The following is a 16,622-nucleotide window of genomic DNA, read 5'->3' on the forward strand; positions in this document are numbered from 1 at the left end:
AAACCAAGGACGAGAGCATGATTCACGGATCAGGCTGATTCAGCCTGATCCGATCATGCTCTAGCGCAGCTTCAGCACCACCACCGATCCGGCCGGCAGCGTCGCCGACAGCCGGTTTCCGGCGATCTGCGCGCCGGTGAACGGAGCCGGCTGCACCTGGGTCGGCGCATCGAAGCTGTTATGCGCCCCGATATTGGCGCCCGCGAGAACACGTCCTTCTGCAACGCTGGCCGTGGCGCTGCCGAGATCGACGCTGACGCTCGCCGGCTGGTTCGGATCGACGTTGACCAGGGCGATCAGGATCGCGCCGGTGCTGTCGCGGGCCGCGGTGGCGCTCACCGCCGGGACGGTGAACTGCTCCTTGTTGTACCATGGAGAGGCCACCTCCACCGGAAGGGCGGTCGCATCCTGGAAGCCCTTGTACATCTCGAAGACGTGATAGGTGGGCGTGAGCACCATCCTGGGTCCGTCGGTGAGGATCATCGCCTGGAGAACGTTCACCATCTGGGCGATGTTGGTCATCCGCACCCGGTCGGCATAATGGGTGAAGATGTTGATGTTGAGCGCTGCGACGATCGCGTCCCGCATCGTGTTCTGCTGATACAGGAAGCCGGGATTGGTGCCGGGCTCCACGTCGTACCAGGTGCCCCATTCGTCGACGGCGAGGTTCACCCGCTTCGCCGGATCATATTTGTCCATGATCGCAGAATGCTTGCGGACCAACTCGTCCATCAGCAACGTCTTGGAGATGGTGCGGGCGTAATCCTCCTCCGAGAAGTTGGTCGCGGGACCCTTCTTCTCCCAGGTGCCCGGTACGGTGTAGTAGTGGACTCCGATCCCGTCGACCGTCTTGCCGGCCTCGCGCATCATCACTTCGGTCCAATTGTAATCGACCGAATTGGCGCCGCTGGCGATCTTCTCGATCTTGGTGCCCTGCGGCGCCTTGACGAAGGTACCGTAGCGGCGGGTGAGATCGGCGGCATACTCCGCCGTCATGTTGCCGCCGCAGCCCCACAACTCGTTGCCGAGGCCGAAGAAGGGAAGCTTCCACGGCTGCTTGCGGCCGTTCTTGGCGCGCAGATCGGCGAGGCTGCCAGCGGGGGCCGTCATATATTCCACCCATTCGGCCATTTCCTGCGGCGTGCCGTTGCCGACATTGCCCGACACATAGGCCTCGGCACCGATCAGTTCGGCGAAGTCCATGAATTCGTGCGTGCCGAAGCTGTTCGGCTCGGTGACGCCGCCCCAGTGGGTGTTGACCTTGGTCGGGCGCTGGTTGCGCGGGCCGATGCCCTCGCGCCAATGATATTCGTCGGCGAAGCAGCCACCCGGCCAGCGCACCACCGGCACCTTGAGATTGCGCAGAGCCGCAACGACGTCGTTGCGATAGCCGCGGGTGTTCGGAATTCTGGAGTTCGCGCCGACCCAGATGCCGCCGTAAATGCCGGTGCCGAGATGTTCGGCGAACTGGCTGAAGATTCGCCGGTCGATCCTGGCGCCCGGCGCGTCCGCCTTCACCGTCACCGTGGTCGATCTTGCCGCCGCGCTCTGCGCATACGCCGGTCCGCTTGCGACCATGCCTGCCGCGAGCGCGATCGCTGCGCATCCGAGCGCCGCCCGGCGCATCCTCCTCACCATTTCCATTCGACTCTTCTCCCTCTCGCGGCGGATGCCGTGCGCGTCCATTTGGACGTCGGTGAAATCGATATGAACAATCCATAACTCAGACAAGAGACTTCGTTGCGAAGCGGCCGAGTCTGCGACGAAGCGGAAACTGGACGAACCGCCCAAGAGGCCGCTATCGCGCCGCTGTGACCCACCACCCCCTCCGGCTGCGTATCGACGGGCAGGCGCTCGTATCCAACTGGCGCTGGCTTGCGGCGCGCAGCGGTGCCGCGGCGTGCGGCGCCGCCGTGAAGGCGAACGGCTATGGGATCGGCGCGGCGGAGGTGGCGACTCGGTTGCTCGCTGCCGGCTGCCGCGACTTCTTCGTTGCGACGTGGAACGAGGCGGATACGCTCCTGCCGTTGCTGGGCGACGCGTCGCTGTCCGTGCTCCACGGCTTCCAGGAGGAAGATCTCGGCCGCGCCGCCGTGTCGGGCGCACGTCCGGTGCTCAACACCCCGCTGCAGGTTCGGCGCTGGCGGGAGGCTGGGGGCGGGCGTCCCTGCGATGTCATGCTGGACAGCGGCATGAACCGGCTTGGTCTCTCACCGGCGGATGTTGCAACCGGATTGCTGGATGGCCTCACCATCGAAACGCTGATGAGTCATCTCGCCTGCGGAGACGAGGATGCCGACATGAATATGCGGCAGCGCGACCGGTTCGCGGAGCTCGCCGCCACGATACCCGCACGGCGCCGCAGCCTCGCCAACAGCGCCGGCATTTGCCTCGGCCCGAATTATCTTTTCGACCTCACCCGCCCCGGCATTGCGCTGTACGGCGGCATACCGCGCGCCGAAGCGGCGGGCGGGATCCGGCGGGTGGTCCGGCTCGATGCCCAGATCGTCCAGCGCCGCCGCGCCGAGGCCGGCGAGTGCGTCGGCTACAATGCCACCTTCACGGCGGCCCAGCCGGTGGAGCTCGCGGTGCTCAATCTCGGCTATGCAGACGGTTATCTGAGGGGATTCTCAAGCCGCGGACAGGCGTGGTTCGAAGGTGCCGCGCTTCCGGTGGTGGGCAGGGTATCGATGGATCTCACGACCATAAGCGTCGACATCTCGCCCGATCTTGCCGAGGGCGATTGGGTCGAGATCGACTACGATCTCGTCTCGGCTGCGGCGCAGTCCGGCCTTTCGCAATATGAGCTGCTGACCGTCCTCGGCAATCGCCACGCGCGCGTCTGGACCTGAACGCGCCCCTGGTCGTTCATCGCGCATGTCGACCATCGCGCACCTCTCCGACGTCCATTTCGGCCGCCACGATCCCGAGATCGTCGCCGCCGTCGAAACCTTCCTGTTCGAGAAGCGACCGGATCTGGTCGTGATCAGCGGCGACTTCACCCAGCGCGCCCGTGTGGAGCAGTACAAGATCGCGTCCGACTGGCTGGAGCGGCTCGAGGGCGGCGGCCTCGTCACGCTTGCGGTGCCGGGCAATCACGACGTTCCGCTCTACGACATCCTCCGCCGCTTCGCCCGGCCGCTGAACCGCTATCGCCGCTATATCGACGACGATCTCTGCCCATTCGTCGAGACCGGCGGATTCGCGGTGCTGGGGATCAACACGGCCCGTTCGCTGACGATCAAGGACGGAAGCGTCAGCCGCGAGCAGATTGCGATGATCCGGGAGCGCTTCCGCGATGTCAACGATGCCAAGACCAAGATTTTGGTCACCCACCATCCTCTGTTCGCAATGCCGATCGGGGACGAGGGGGCGCTCAGCAAGGTGGTGAAGCGCGACGAAGACGCGCTCCAGGCGGTGGCGGACGCCGGCGTCGACATCCTGCTCGCCGGCCATTTCCACCGCACCTACGCCCAGTCCGCGCGCGAGATGGTGAAGACGGCCGGCGCTGCCCTCGTCATCCAGGCGGGCACGGCCACGTCGACACGGCTGCGCGGGGACGAGTTGCAGAGCTTCAACATGATCGAGATCGCCCCCGATCGAGTCGAGCTGCAGGTCCAGCGGTGGGACGGAAGCGCGTTCGTCGGCGGACGGCCGACCTTGTTCGCGCATGACGGCGAGAATTGGCAGTTCGAAGGCCGGCGGGAGGATGAAGGAACGCCGGCGCCTGTGGTCGCCGCGCGTGCCGATGCCGTGGCGCAGAGCGAATAGCGCTTCCTCGTTCGCCTCAATACGGCAGCAGGGAGTTGGGCGCCGGGAAGGTAAAGCGCGCGCCCCGGATCCAGCGGGTGGCGATCAGCTTGATTCCCTTTGTCACCGGCAGGCCGGCATGCTGTGCTTCGGGATCGGGCCGACCATCGGAGGTGACGTTGGCGAACAGGATGGCGTCGCCTGGCCGGCCTCGGAACGTCACATTCCGGCGTACAAAGGTCGTCTCGCCGCCCTCATAGCCGTCGTTCAGATAGACGATGACGGTGAGGACGCGCTGGTTCGGTTCGCCAGGGAGCGCGTCCATATGCGCGCGATACTCTCCTCCCGCCCGGTAGCGAAGCAGTTGCAGCGGCTCTCCCTGCTCCGGCGCCGTGCCGCTGATCGCCGCGATCCGACGGTTGATCGCATTGACGACCATATCCTCGGCATAGACGCCGAATTGTGTGTTGTCCGAGGTGCGGATCGGATGCGGTATCAGTCGGCCGCTCTGCGGATCGACGACGACCGAAGGTTGCAGGCTAGGACTGCCGGCTGTCACGAGATAGGCGCATTCCTGAGCCGTGAGCAGGCTTCGATAGACTTCCACCCGCGGCGCAGCGCTCAGCACCTCCGGCGCGGGAGCCGCGTCCGCGATCCCCTGGGCGTCGAGGGGCATCGCGTCCAGGTGCCGGACCTGTTGCGCGGCGCGTGGATCGTGCGGCGCGAGCCGTCGCACGATCTTCAATGCTCCGGGCCAGTCGGCAGCTCCGCCCACGCCGCTGGCGAGAAAGGCGGCATGCAGCAAGGCGGAGTCGCGATCGCCGGCGGCGCCCGCCCGCTCGAAGGCCGTGCGCGCTGCCGAAAGGTCTCGGCGGACGATGTTGCCGGCAACCCGCCAATGGCCGAGTTCGGCAAGTGCCGGGGCCTCGCCGGCCGAGGCCGCCTTGATGAGCAGCTTCGCCGCGTCGTCGAAGCGGCGGGCATTCAGGAGCGCTTCGACGCGCGCAATCGTGGGTGAGGCCATGACGCTGGAATAAGGCGCCGGCAGGGTTCCGGGAAGGGGCGCGTGCTTGCGCTTTCCGGGCCACTTTCCTACCCCGTGCGGATGAAGGTGATCGGCGATTATCAAGCGCAGGGCTATGCCCATCTCGAAGGGCTGGTTCCGCCCGATGTGACCCACGCATTCCTGCAGTCGCTCAAGGCAGACATCGGGCCCAATGCGATCCCGCTCAGCCAGGTGCGCGATCATCCCAACCTGCTGACCAGGCCGGCATTCGAGATCTACGGGCACCATTACAAGCCGATGCTGTTCTTCCTGTGGGGCTTGACGCCGATCGTAAGCCAGTTGGTCGGCAAGGATCTGCTGCCGACCTACGATTATCTGCGGGTGTATCGGGAAGGCGACGTCTGCAAGGTCCATTCGGACCGCTATTCCTGCGAGCACAGCCTGTCCCTGACGCTCGATTACAGCGACGGCGAGATCTGGGATCTGCAGGTCGAGAAAGCCCGTTCGGATCCGTCCGCCCGGATCGAAGAGGATTTCGGGATGGAGCAATTCGCGACCGTGCCGATGAAGGTTGGCGACGCCGTTCTTTATCGCGGCGTCAATCATCGCCACGGACGGATCAAGCCAAACCCCAATGCGTGGTCGGCGCACCTCTTCCTGCATTGGGTCGATCGCGACGGACCCTATCGCGAGCATGCCTTCGACGGGCAGATCAGCCCAGCAAAGGTGAACTTCCGCTTCGCCTGAGCTGCCCCGGACCCATCAGGATCGGACACCGGCTCCGGCGAGCGTGATGGCGCGCGCTACCTCCGAATGACACGAGTTCGCTTGCGGACGATCCGCGGCCGCTTTCATCGCTATCCGTTTCGGCACGCCTGGCGAAGAAAAAAGGGCCGGAGCATCGCTCCGGCCCAGCATGTTCGTTGAAGCGCTCGACTTAGAACTTGGCGACCACACCGCCGTAAAAGAAGCGCCCACGAAGATCGTAGATGCCGCTTCCACCGCCGATGCCCGTCAGGCCGAGCGGGGGCTTGCGGTTGAACGCGTTGTCGACGCCGAGATAGAAGTTGAACTTGTCGCTGGCGTCGATCGCCACCCGGAAGTCGTGGTAGAAGACCTTCGGGTAGAAATCGCGATCGGCGTAGTCCGCATTTTCCGGATCGCGGCCCTGCACCGAGTAGATGTCCTCAGCGAAGTTGAGAACCTGCTTGCCGATGAAATTCAGTCGGTAGCCGAACGTATAGGCTCCAACCTTCAGATCGGCCCGGAAGTTGAACGTGTCCTTCGGATCGCCGAGCTCGTAGAGGATCTGATCGGCAAAGGTCGGATCGACGGGGTTGATGAAATCGTCGCGCTGCAGCACGTGCGTGTAGGTCAGCCGGGTATCAAGCTGACCGAAGTCGAACGTGTGCCGGTAGGCGATCTCCGTGTCGATACCGCGAGCCTTCAGCTGCGCGAAGTTGAGCGACGACTGCAGCAAGCTTGCTTCGAGGATCTGGAAGGGAATCTCGCCGTTCGGCCCGCCGCCGGCACCCGCACGCTCGAACAGATCGCAATAGGGATTCTCGAGCGACGCCTGATCGTAGCACTGATCGGCAATGTCCTGGGCCGTGATCGACGAGATCACGTTGTCCACGGTGATGTTGTAGTAATCGACCGAGACGGAAAGGCCCGGGATGAAGCGCGGCGTGAACACACCGCCAAGCGTCCAGGACTTGGACGTTTCTTCGCGAAGGTCCGGATTGCCGCCGCTGACGATCTCAAGCGAACCATTGTAGACGAAGTCGTAACCCGCCGGACGGCCCGCCGCGGCGCAGTTGGCGGCGCGGGTGGCGGAACCGGTGCCGATGTTCCGCTCGGAGCAAGGATCGACGAAGCCAGGCGCGAAGTTCTGCCCCTGAGCCGAGTAGAGCTCGACCAGGTTGGGAGCGCGGACTGCGCGCGAATAATTGCCGCGCAGGTGCAGATCACGGATCGGCGACCAGTCGACGCCTGCATTGTAGGCGAACACCGTGCCGGTGGCGCCGCTATAATCGGCGACGCGGCCGGCGCCGCTGATTTCCAGGTTCTGGAAGAACGGCACATCCTTGAGAACGGGGATCCGGATTTCGGCGAAAGCTTCCTTCACCTCGAAGGCCGGCGGATTGAAGCCCGGCAATGCGTTGTAGAAGGTGTAGCCCTCTTCGACGAGCGGGTCCGCGCGGAAGGAGTTGGTCTCACGCCGGTATTCGGCACCCAGGGCGAAACCGATCGGGCCGGCCGGAAGCTCGAATAACTGGCTGAGATCGCCCGAGACGAAGGCGTTGCCGACGAATTGGGTGATCTTGCCGACTGAGGTCGTGTTCTGGAGCAGATAATCGCGCTGAGCCTGGGTGAACTGGCCACCGAACAGGTTGAGCGGGGTGCAGGCTGCGACATCGCCGGCGAGCAGCGGGCTCCCGTCGACATAGGCGATGGCTGCAGAGGGGTCGAACTGCGAACGGCAGCGGATCTGGCCATTCGAGGGATCCCGGGCGGCGTCGGCGGCGAGCAGGAACCGCTGGACGTTCAGGTTGCCCTGAACTTCCGTCTTCTCCTTGAACTCGCCGTAATTGGCCGAGACCTCATACTGCCAGTCGTCGTTGAACGTGCCGCGAACACCGGCAACACCGCGCCACGTCTCGCGAACGGCTTCCTCGGCGCGAACGCCGAGACCGAGCAGGTTCTCGCGCAGATTGAAGCGGAACGTCCCGGCGGTGACTGCCGCACGCTGAGCGGCGAGCTGAGCAGCCGCCGTAGTGATCGAGCCGTCTTCGTTCTCGATATCTTCGAAGGCGGCACCGGTGTTGACGTTGACTGCCGAGCGGAGGAAATTCTCGGTCAAAACGCCGCGGGCCTGTGCGCTCAGATACGGGTTGTCGAGACGAACACGCTCACGCGAGCTGCCCAGCGTGGTTCCGGTGATGAAAGCCGGGCCGCTGTTCCCCGAGCCGTAGGTTTCCGTGCGCGAATATTTGGCTTCGATGAACGGCTCGAACGCATCGGAAACGGTGAAGTGGGCAAGAAGATTGACATTGTACCGATCGAGCTTCGGTGCCAGCTGGAATTGCTCGCCGCCGCGGAAGTTCTCGCCGTTACCGCCGATGAAGTTGCCGTTCGGGCCGATGCCGACGCGGGTTCCGGTCACCGGAACGAGGGTTCCGTCAGTCTGGAACTGGTACGGGCAGTTGAAGAAGCTGCCGTTGGCTGCCCGGCCGCAGTTGAAGGCGGCATTGGCATCGCGGCCGAACTGGACAAGACCGGTGTTGTTCAGGGTCGCCGACCGGAAGTCGCGGAAGAACACGCGATCGGGATTGCCGTCGCTGCCGATCGGATCCGTGTCGACCACGATGAAGCCGTCCTGACGGGCGATGTTCGGGCGGCTGGAGCCGAAATATTGATTCTGGTGGGCATATTCGGCGTTGATCGCGATGTTGCCGCGATCACCGGCGAAGTTCTTGCCGAGCAGCACGCTGCCGAAATACGAACCCGCATCGCCGTAGGAACTGACGCCGCCCTGGCCGCGAACCTGGGCGCCTTCAAAATTCCGCTTGAGAACGAAGTTGACGACGCCGGCAATGGCGTCGGAACCGTAAACGGCCGAGTTGCCGCCGGTGACGACGTCGACGCGCTCGATCAGGTCGGCCGGGATGGTGTTGATGTCGGTCGAAACGGCGTTGTTGAGGATGTCGCCTGCGACGTGACGGCGACCGTTGACCAGCACCAGCGAACGCTGGGTGCCGAGGCCGCGGAGATCGACGAGGTTGAGGCCGGCGGTGCCGAGGAAACGGGTCGAGTTGGACTGGCTGAAAGTCGAACGAAGCGCCGGGAGATCGTTCAGCACGTCACCGACGGAGACGTTGCCGGTCTCGAAGAACTCTTCGCCGCCGATCGACGTGATCGGAACGGTCGATTCAAGGTTCGGGCGGCGAATGCGCGAGCCCGTGATGGTGATCACCTGGTCGGTGCTGCCGTCATCGACCGCGGTGTTCGATTCGATCTCGGCTTCGCTTTGCGCGCCGCTCGCCGTTTCATCATCTTCCGGCGCGGTCTGGGCCAGCGCGGGCGTGAACGCAGCAACCGACGCGGCCACAAAAACGGCCGAGCGAATCGCGCTCGTGCCCAGGAGTCCGGTCTTTCTCATCCCTACGATATCCCTTTGCAGTGAGCCGCAATCCCGTGCGGCCTCTCGGGGGTGCAGAGACGAATAAGCAAAGTCTATCAAGGGGTCAGGGACAATCCCGGTACGGAACCGCGACTAATGTAACCGAACTGCAACACATTGTTGACCCTCGACCGCCCGCGGAATGCCGAGCCTTTCCGCGAGTTCCCCCGTCGGCGGAAATGCTGTCCGCGCAGCCGAGGCCGATCCGTTGCTGTCCGGCTAAAGCGTGTGGGGCTTCTGTACCACGTCCGACGGGGGCACAGGATTGATCGCGGGACCTCGGCAATGGCAATCTTCGTTAGTGGCCTCATGATGCGCGGGGCCCGACCGGGGTTGCCCTAGCCGATGCCGGTGTGGGGATCGGCTATCGTGATCCGAGCGGAGAGGAAGCGAACAATGCGGTAACCTCGTCTCGCTCCCGGTGGCTGAGTTCGGGACGCCAGATGTCAAAGATCAGCACCACACGATCGTCACCGCTGTCGTTCCACGCTTCGTGCTCGATCGTGTCGTCGAAGATGAAAAGCTTGCCAACTTCCCACTCGCGTACTTCGTTACCAACGCGGAAGCCGCACCCGGGCGGCACGATCAACGGCAGATGACAGACGAGGCGTGTGTTGAACATGCCGGTGTGCGGTACGATACGACTACCCGGGCGCAGAAGGGAGAACATGACGCTTGGAGAGTTCGTCATGTGGGGCAGAGGTGCCGCCTGCACCGCTTCCCAGGTCCGGGGGCAACGGGCGATTGTCTCCTTCGCAATTTTACCGTTTTCGATCAGAAAGAGTGCGCTCCAATCGGTACTGTCGAGAAGGGGATTGTCGTCTCTGCGCGGCCGGTTGGGATCCGACTGGATATAGGGCCGGAAGTCCTTGGTTCCGGTCGACTCCAGCAGCCGCGCCAATTCTCCTCGGATCGCCGCGGTGCTGGCTTCGAGCGGAGCTGCCCATGCGAATGAAGCGGGATCGTAGAACTGGATTTGCGGCAGGCCAGGGAAGTAGAAGGCGGTTGGTTCCTGGACAAAGATCCGTTTGCGTCCCGATAGAATGTCGAGCGCCTGTTGAAAGCGTGGGCTTCGGGTGTCCGGCGTCAGTCCGGCTTCCACGAGAGCCGCTTCCCTTCGTGCTTCGATGCGTTCTTTAAGCTCTTCGATCGCACTCTCGATCCGTCGAAGCTCCGCAACAAGGTCGGGCGGCAACGCCTGTCCGTCGGCGAGAAGTCTGGCGCTTTCATAATAGCCAAGGGCGGCACCTTCGTCCCCGGCGTGCGAACGACAATCACCTTTGAGGATATGTCCGCGCACCATGCGCGGCTCGAGCGCGAGCAGGCGATCTACGGCCGCCTCCGTTGCTGCCATATCGCCCTCGGTGCGACATGCAATGGCCAACAGCAGCCAGATCTGCGCGTTGGCGCGACCGGTCTCGGCTATTCTGTTGAACAGGGAGCGGGCTAAGGATCCTCGGCCGCTCTGGAGCGCCTGCACGCCCTCGCGAACGAGTTTTTCCGCTTCTTGGTTGCTCAGCTGCTGCATCGGACGTCTTGGAAGAAGGAAGGGTTGCCTGTTCATGCGACCCGGATCAGCCGACCATAACAGAGCACGAAGATGTGGAAAGTACCTGCCGGCGTGAATCTTCTTCCCGCTTCTGCTGTCTCTAAGACGCCAAAAAAATAGGGCCGGGGGATATCGTCCCCCGGCCCAGACCAATTCGGAGCTGGAGTTAGAACCGAGCGCGAACGCCGGCGTAGAAGGTGCGGCCAAGCGCCTCGAAGATCGATGCGTTACCCGTGCCGCGATCGCCGCCGGCTCCACCCGTACCCGTGCCGGTCAGGCCGAGCGGCGGGAATGTATTCAGCAGGTTGTCGACGCCGCCATAAAGCCGGAACTTGCTCTCTCCGCCATCGACACCAGGGATATCCCACTGAAGACGGATATTGTGGTAGAAAGTCTTCGGGTATTTGATCGTGTCGGCGAAATCCGGATTTTCGGCGGGTCGGCCTTGCAGCTCGTTGAAGTCCTCATACACGCTGACATATTGCGGCCCGATATAGCGCATCTGGTACCCAAACGTGAAATCGTTGAAGGCCAGATCCGTATCCCAGCGGAACTCGTCCTTCGGTGTTCCGAGTTCGCCAAGAACACGGTTTTCGAAGTCCGGGTTCTGTGGATCCTGGAAATTGCTGTTGTCGAGATTGTGGACGTATATGACATTGGTGCTCAAGCGAGCCTTGTCACTCAAGCGCGTGCGATAGGACAGCTCGAAATCGATGCCACGGCGGATCCGGCTTGCGAAGTTGAGCGGGACCTGACGCAGGCTGTTGCCAAGGATCTGCCCCGGAATTTCTCCGGACGGGCCGGGATTCGGCCCGCGATAACGCTCGAAGAGAGCGCAGAACGGATTGTCGAGCGTCGGCGAGTCGTAGCAATTGTTGGCAATCGCCTGAGCGCCAAGCGCAACGATCACATTCTTGACCTTGATGTCGAAGTAGTCGGCGCTGAAGGACAGGCCGGGGATCATCCGCGGCTGAATAACGACACCGACCGTGTACGAATCCGATTTCTCTTCAGCGAGATCCGGATTGCTTCCGCTCAGCACAGGCAATGATGGCGTCCCAAGCGAGGAGATGCTGGCGAGAAGGTCGGAACCGAGGTCGGTAAGGCAGTTGGCGGCGCGTGTCGCAGAGCCGGTCGCGATCTGTGATCCCGAACAAGGATCAGCAAAGCCGGGCGCGAAATTTGGTACGACTGGAAACGCCGTTTCCGACTGATTGGGAGCGCGAACGGATCGGCCGTAATTGGCTCTGAAACGGACGTCGCGGATCGGCGCCCACTCGACGCCCGCATTGTAGGCGTAGACCGTTCCGATGGTGTTGTAATCGGACACTCGACCCGCGGCGGTGACGGTCAGCTCCTCGAAGAATGGAACGTCCTTGAGGATTGGGAGCTGGATCTCGCCAAAAGCTTCCTTCACCTTGGTGGCCGCAGGCGTAGCCGTGCCGAGCACCACCGCGTTGGTTACGCCCTGAAGCGCGATCGGATCGTTGATATATTCGGCATCTTCGCGCCGGTATTCGCCGCCGATTGCGAAGCGCACCGGCCCACCGGGGAGCTCGAATGCCTGGCTGCTGTCGCCGGAAAGGAAGCCGGAGATCACAAGCTGGTCGATCTTGGCGCTATCATTGTTGGTGTAGACGAAATAGTTCGACGCCGCCTGGTTCTGGGCGCCACCAGCTCCGAACGGATTGTAGGGAACGCACGCGGCGATGTCAGACGCAAGCCGTGCTGCAATGAAGGCGTTCTGCGCTGATGTCAGGATCGCCGACTGGAAAGGCACACGAGCGGCCGGATCGAACTTCGCGCGGCACTGAATGCCTGCGCCCGGATTGGCCGGATCGATGCCAGCATCAAGGGAAAGCAGGAAACGTTGCCGGTCAACGAAGCCGCGGTTCGTGTTGTCCTGCTTGAAAACGCCGTAATTGGCCGAGACCTCGTAGCTCCAGTCGTCGTTGAACGTCCCACGCAGTCCGACCACGCCGCGATATGTCTCGCGCTTGAACACCTCGTCCCGGATACCGATGTCGAGGAACTGCTTGCCGATCGGGAAACGGTAGGTTCCGGCCGTGATCTGGGCGATCTCGGTCGCGGAGAGGCGGGTCGCGCTCGTTGGAGAAGTCGCGGCTGCGCAAGCAGCGCCGGTGATCGTCGGATCGCAGCCGGATGTCAGAAACGCGTTCGTAAGGAATGCCCGGTCGGCGGGGTTGAGGAACGGGTTGTCGAGGCGGAAGCGCTCGCGCTGCGGAGTCGCGCTGCCCAATCCGTTTTCTGTAAAGGAGCCGCCCTGGGTGAATGTCGGGCTTGCGTTGTTTCCGATCGCATCGGCACGGGCATATTTCGCTTCGACGAACACCTCGAAGGCGTCGCTGAACTGGTAATGCCCAAGAAGATTGACATTGTAGCGCTGGACCTCGGGCAGGATCGAGAGGAGCGTGTCCTCGCGACCAGTCTGGCCGTTCCCGCCGATGAACGAACCATTGAGGGTAGTGCCAACGCGTGTGCCGGTCTGCGGCGTCAGCCTACCAGCGGCATCGAAGATGTAGACGCAGTTGAACGGTGCGGCGTTGGCAGCTCCGCTCGTGCCGCAGGGTGCCGCCCCGCCGATGGCTTGCGTTACCGGGACCAGGCCATAACGGTTGTTGGTAGCGCTGCGTACGTCGCGGAAAAAGACGCGATCCGGATTGCCGTCGCTCGGCGTGGAGTCCACGTCGACGGTGAGAAGCCCGTTCACCTGCCGATAGCGCGGCACCTGTGAGCCGAAAACACGCTCCTGGTTGGAATATTCAGCATGAAGCGTGATGTTGCCCCGATTGTCGCCGAAGTTCTTCCCGACCATCGCAGAGACATATTGCTCGCCGGCATAGCCCTCTTCGGCAACGGACGCATTGCCGCGAATCTGCGCACCTTCGAAATCGCGACGAAGAACAAAGTTCACGACACCGGCAATAGCGTCCGAACCGTAGATCGCCGATTGACCGCCAGTGACGATGTCCACTCGCTCGATCAGGTCGTTCGGAATGGTGTTGATGTCGACCGAGGCGGCATTGTTCGTGATGTCCGCGGCGACATGGCGGCGACCGTTGACCAGGACCAGTGTGCGCTGCGGGCCAAGTTGGCGAAGATCGAGCAGATTGAGTCCGGCGATGCCGATGCCCAGACCCGGATTCTGCTGTGCGAACGTGCTGGCAAGCTGCGGCAATTCGTTGAGCGCGTCACCAATGTTGGTATCGCCCTGCTGGATGAAGGATTCGCCGGCGATCGACGTAACGGGAACGTTCGAATCGAGATTTGGCCGGCGGATACGCGAGCCGGTGACGGTGATCGTCTCTTCGCCCTGCGCGCCTGCGGAGGCATCCTCGCCGGATTCGATCTCCTGTTCGCTTTGCAGGGTCGCGGGATCATCGGTATTGCCAGCCCCGTCCTGCGCGAGTGCGGGCGTAATCGAGGCTGCTACGAGCCCAACGAAGGCAACCGAGCGAATCGCGCTCGTGCCGAGAAGTCCAATTTTCCTCATCCCTCAACCCCTGAATAAGTGCGCGCCGCTAGCTCTGCGGCTTCTGCGGCCCAGAGAGACGAAGAGCCCAAGCTGTTCAAGCGCTAGATGAACGGAAATTCAGAATAGGGGCGAGATGTCGCCTAGTTGCAACACTTGGCTGATATTGCTGGAAAGTTCGTGGCAAATGGAAACGAAACATGGTGCGCTTTTCCGGGCGAAACTCGTACCTGGTTCTTCGAACTGACTGCGAAGGTGAACGCTGAGTGCACCCTTACGACCGTGGCGATGGTGTGCCACGTAGCGCCGGCGGCGTGTCCACGTCCGCGCCAATCCCCACGACAAGGCGGCGCTGAATCATGCCGCCGGATGATCGAACTCAGTCCCGCTCGATGCAGAGCGCGATACCCATGCCGCCGCCGATGCAGAGGGTGGCAAGGCCCTTCTTGGCGTCGCGACGTCCCATTTCGTAGAGCAGGGTGGTCAGCACGCGGGCGCCGGAGGCGCCGATCGGATGGCCGATAGCGATCGCGCCGCCATTGACGTTGACCTTGGCCGCGTCCCAGCCGAGCTCCTTGCCGACGGCGAGTGCCTGAGCGGCGAAGGCTTCGTTGGCTTCGATGAGATCGAGATCGGCAATCGTCCAACCCGCTTTCTCGAGGGCACGCTGGGTCGCCGGGACGGGGCCGATGCCCATGATCGAGGGATCGACGCCGGCGGAGGCCCAGCTTGCCACCCGGCCGAGGATCGGCGCGCCGCGACGCTCGGCTTCCTCTCGGCTCATCAGCACCAGCGCAGCCGCGCCGTCGTTGAGGCCGGACGCATTGCCTGCGGTCACCGTCCCGTCCTTGCGGAAGGCGGGGCGAAGGCCGGCGAGGCCGGATTGCTCGACGCCGTCACGAATATATTCATCCTTGTCGACGACCGTCTCGCCCTTGCGGGTCTTGAGCGTCACCGGCGCGATCTCGTCGCTGAAGCGGCCTTCGGCGCGCGCCGCGCTCGCCTTGTTCTGCGATGCGGTGGCGAAGGCATCCTGATCCTCACGGGTGACCTGATACTTCTCGGCGAGGTTCTCGGCGGTGATGCCCATGTGATAGCCGTTGAACGCGTCGGTCAGCCCGTCCTTGATCATCGTGTCGACGAGCTCGAGACCGCCCATCTTGGTGCCCGCACGCAGCGCCTGCGCATGGTTGGACAGGCTCATGCTCTCCTGGCCGCCGGCGACGACGATCGCGGCGTCGCCGGTCTGGATCGCCTGGGTGGCGAGGGCGACGGCGCGAAGCCCCGATCCGCAGACCTGGTTGACGCCCCAGGCGGGAACCTCCTTGGGTACGCCTGCCGCCATCGACGCCTGCCGTGCCGGATTCTGGCCCTGAGCCGCGGTCAGCACCTGGCCGAGAATGACTTCCGAGACTTCGTCCGGCGCGACCCCGGCCTGCTCGAGCGCAGCGGCGACTGCGATGCGACCGAGTTCATGGGCAGGTGTGGCGGCGAAGGCGCCGAGAAAGGCGCCGACGGGAGTGCGCTTGGCGGCGGTGATGACGACGTCGGTCATGGAATTGTCTCTCCTGGCGTACGCGCTGCGGCGTCGAATTCGGCCCGCCCTAGCAGCTTGCTCAGAAGCGGAAAAGCCAGTCGCGGAGAGGCTCCCACAGGCTCGTCCGCGCACTGCCGCCGACGACCATGCCGACGTGACCCTTGTCGATTTCGATCCTCTCTCCCGCATCGGTGGCGCTTGCGGCGGGGACGATGCGGTCGACGGTCGAGACGATGTTGAGCAACGGCATCGGGAGGTCGGCCGGGATCACGGGGGCGTCCCCGATTCGCCAGGCCCCGCGACCGGAGAGGTCCGCTGCGAACAGATCCTCGAACAGTTCGCGCGCCGCGGCACCGCCGATCGGGGGGCCGTCATTGGCCCAGTCTTCGAGCAGGACGAAGGCCTCCGCTTCCACGCTTCCACCGTCAAGTTGGGCAAAGCGCTCGAACTTCGACACCGTGCGGGCCGGATCGAGGCTCCAGAAGGCGCTCTGCAGCAGCTCCATCGGAAACAGCCCGAGCCGCTCGGCGGTAGGTCGGCCCTGCGTCCACAGGGATTCGAGCAGGGTGCGCGCCTCCTCCGGATAGTGCGCGAAATGCCAGGGCGTGGCGATGGTCGCGACGCTGCGCACCGGCGTGATCGACGCTGCGGCAAGCGCCATCGTCCCACCGAGGCAGTAGCCGACGAGCGCTGCCGATCCTCCCAGCGCCCGAAGCATCGGAGCTACGATGTGCTCGACATGGCCGGCGACAGAGAGATGGCGACGCGAATCGACATCGGCGCTCCAGTCGACGAGCAGCGGCCGGTGTCCTTCCGCGACCAGCCAGCGCAGCAGCGAACGATCGACGGAGAGATCGAGCACGTTCGGTGGATTGATCAGCGACGGAACGAAGACGACCGGAGGACCGCTGCCGCCATAATCGCGCAGGCTCGCGCCGTGCACGGTGTGGATCGCCGGCTTCTGCTTCAGCGGTGCCCGCCGCGCGGATTCCTGATACTTTCGAAGGCCCAGCAAGGCTTTCTCCATGCGCTCCGGATGTTGCGCCGTTTCGCTGCGCAACATCGCAAGGAACAGAGGGAGTGGACGCGGCTTCTGTTGCGGTG

10 protein-coding genes are annotated in these 16,622 nt (G+C 63.5%); 3 read left to right on the forward strand and 7 right to left on the reverse strand.

The features are described 5' to 3' along the window. Positions 1–60: 60 nt before the first annotated feature. Entirely contained in the window at positions 61–1,638 is a 1,578-nt protein-coding gene (locus tag C7I55_RS04055; RefSeq protein ID WP_106511685.1) for an alpha-N-arabinofuranosidase, read from the reverse strand. A gap of 173 nt (positions 1,639–1,811) precedes the next feature. Here C7I55_RS04055 and alr point away from each other — a divergent pair, with 173 nt between their 5' ends. After that, positions 1,812–2,852: an alanine racemase gene (gene alr, locus C7I55_RS04060; RefSeq protein ID WP_106511554.1), complete on the forward strand. Its 1,041-nt coding sequence runs from the start codon at positions 1,812–1,814 to the stop codon at positions 2,850–2,852. Positions 2,853–2,877: 25 nt separating this feature from the next. After that, the gene (locus C7I55_RS04065; protein WP_106511555.1) at positions 2,878–3,771 is read left to right on the forward strand and encodes a metallophosphoesterase family protein; all 894 of its coding nucleotides are present in this window, start codon (positions 2,878–2,880) and stop codon (positions 3,769–3,771) included. Between the two features lie 16 nt (positions 3,772–3,787). On the opposite strand, the gene C7I55_RS04070 is transcribed toward C7I55_RS04065, so the two are convergent. Next, a complete protein-coding gene (locus C7I55_RS04070; protein WP_158266280.1) occupies positions 3,788–4,774 on the reverse strand; it encodes a 2OG-Fe(II) oxygenase in 987 nt (328 codons plus the stop codon). A gap of 42 nt (positions 4,775–4,816) precedes the next feature. Between C7I55_RS04070 and C7I55_RS04075 the strand changes: the two genes are divergently transcribed. Continuing rightward, positions 4,817–5,503: a hypothetical protein gene (locus tag C7I55_RS04075; protein ID WP_233222026.1), complete on the forward strand. Its 687-nt coding sequence runs from the start codon at positions 4,817–4,819 to the stop codon at positions 5,501–5,503. A 190-nt stretch (positions 5,504–5,693) separates the two neighbouring features. On the opposite strand, the gene C7I55_RS04080 is transcribed toward C7I55_RS04075, so the two are convergent. From C7I55_RS04080 to C7I55_RS04100, 5 genes are all read right to left on the reverse strand, one after another. Further along, entirely contained in the window at positions 5,694–8,918 is a 3,225-nt protein-coding gene (locus C7I55_RS04080) for a TonB-dependent receptor domain-containing protein (protein ID WP_106511557.1), read from the reverse strand. A gap of 385 nt (positions 8,919–9,303) precedes the next feature. Further along, complete coding sequence (locus C7I55_RS04085; protein ID WP_158266281.1) at positions 9,304–10,467, reverse strand: aspartyl/asparaginyl beta-hydroxylase domain-containing protein; 1,164 nt, start codon at positions 10,465–10,467, stop codon at positions 9,304–9,306. Positions 10,468–10,654: 187 nt separating this feature from the next. Continuing rightward, positions 10,655–14,002 carry a TonB-dependent receptor domain-containing protein gene (locus C7I55_RS04090; RefSeq protein WP_106511559.1) on the reverse strand — a complete coding sequence of 1,116 codons (3,348 nt, stop codon included), beginning with the start codon at positions 14,000–14,002 and terminating at the stop codon, positions 10,655–10,657. Positions 14,003–14,360: 358 nt separating this feature from the next. Then, a complete protein-coding gene (locus tag C7I55_RS04095) occupies positions 14,361–15,536 on the reverse strand; it encodes an acetyl-CoA C-acetyltransferase (RefSeq protein ID WP_106511560.1) in 1,176 nt (391 codons plus the stop codon). Positions 15,537–15,597: 61 nt separating this feature from the next. Continuing rightward, complete coding sequence (locus C7I55_RS04100; protein ID WP_233222027.1) at positions 15,598–16,545, reverse strand: alpha/beta fold hydrolase; 948 nt, start codon at positions 16,543–16,545, stop codon at positions 15,598–15,600. Between the last annotated feature and the right edge of the window lie 77 nt (positions 16,546–16,622).

Source organism: Allosphingosinicella deserti (genome assembly GCF_003012735.1).
Lineage (GTDB): Bacteria > Pseudomonadota > Alphaproteobacteria > Sphingomonadales > Sphingomonadaceae > Allosphingosinicella > Allosphingosinicella deserti.

Excerpts from the sequence above, each read along its gene's own strand:
- C7I55_RS04055 (WP_106511685.1), bottom strand. The coding sequence starts at position 1,638 with ATGGTGAGGAGGATGCGCCGGGCGGCGCTCGGATGCGCAGCGATCGCG.
- C7I55_RS04100 (WP_233222027.1), bottom strand. The coding sequence starts at position 16,545 with ATGGAGAAAGCCTTGCTGGGCCTTCGAAAGTATCAGGAATCCGCGCGG.
- C7I55_RS04085 (WP_158266281.1), bottom strand. The coding sequence starts at position 10,467 with ATGCAGCAGCTGAGCAACCAAGAAGCGGAAAAACTCGTTCGCGAGGGC.
- C7I55_RS04095 (WP_106511560.1), bottom strand. The coding sequence starts at position 15,536 with ATGACCGACGTCGTCATCACCGCCGCCAAGCGCACTCCCGTCGGCGCC.
- C7I55_RS04080 (WP_106511557.1), bottom strand. The coding sequence starts at position 8,918 with ATGAGAAAGACCGGACTCCTGGGCACGAGCGCGATTCGCTCGGCCGTT.
- C7I55_RS04070 (WP_158266280.1), bottom strand. The coding sequence starts at position 4,774 with ATGGCCTCACCCACGATTGCGCGCGTCGAAGCGCTCCTGAATGCCCGC.
- C7I55_RS04090 (WP_106511559.1), bottom strand. The coding sequence starts at position 14,002 with ATGAGGAAAATTGGACTTCTCGGCACGAGCGCGATTCGCTCGGTTGCC.
- C7I55_RS04065 (WP_106511555.1), top strand. The coding sequence starts at position 2,878 with ATGTCGACCATCGCGCACCTCTCCGACGTCCATTTCGGCCGCCACGAT.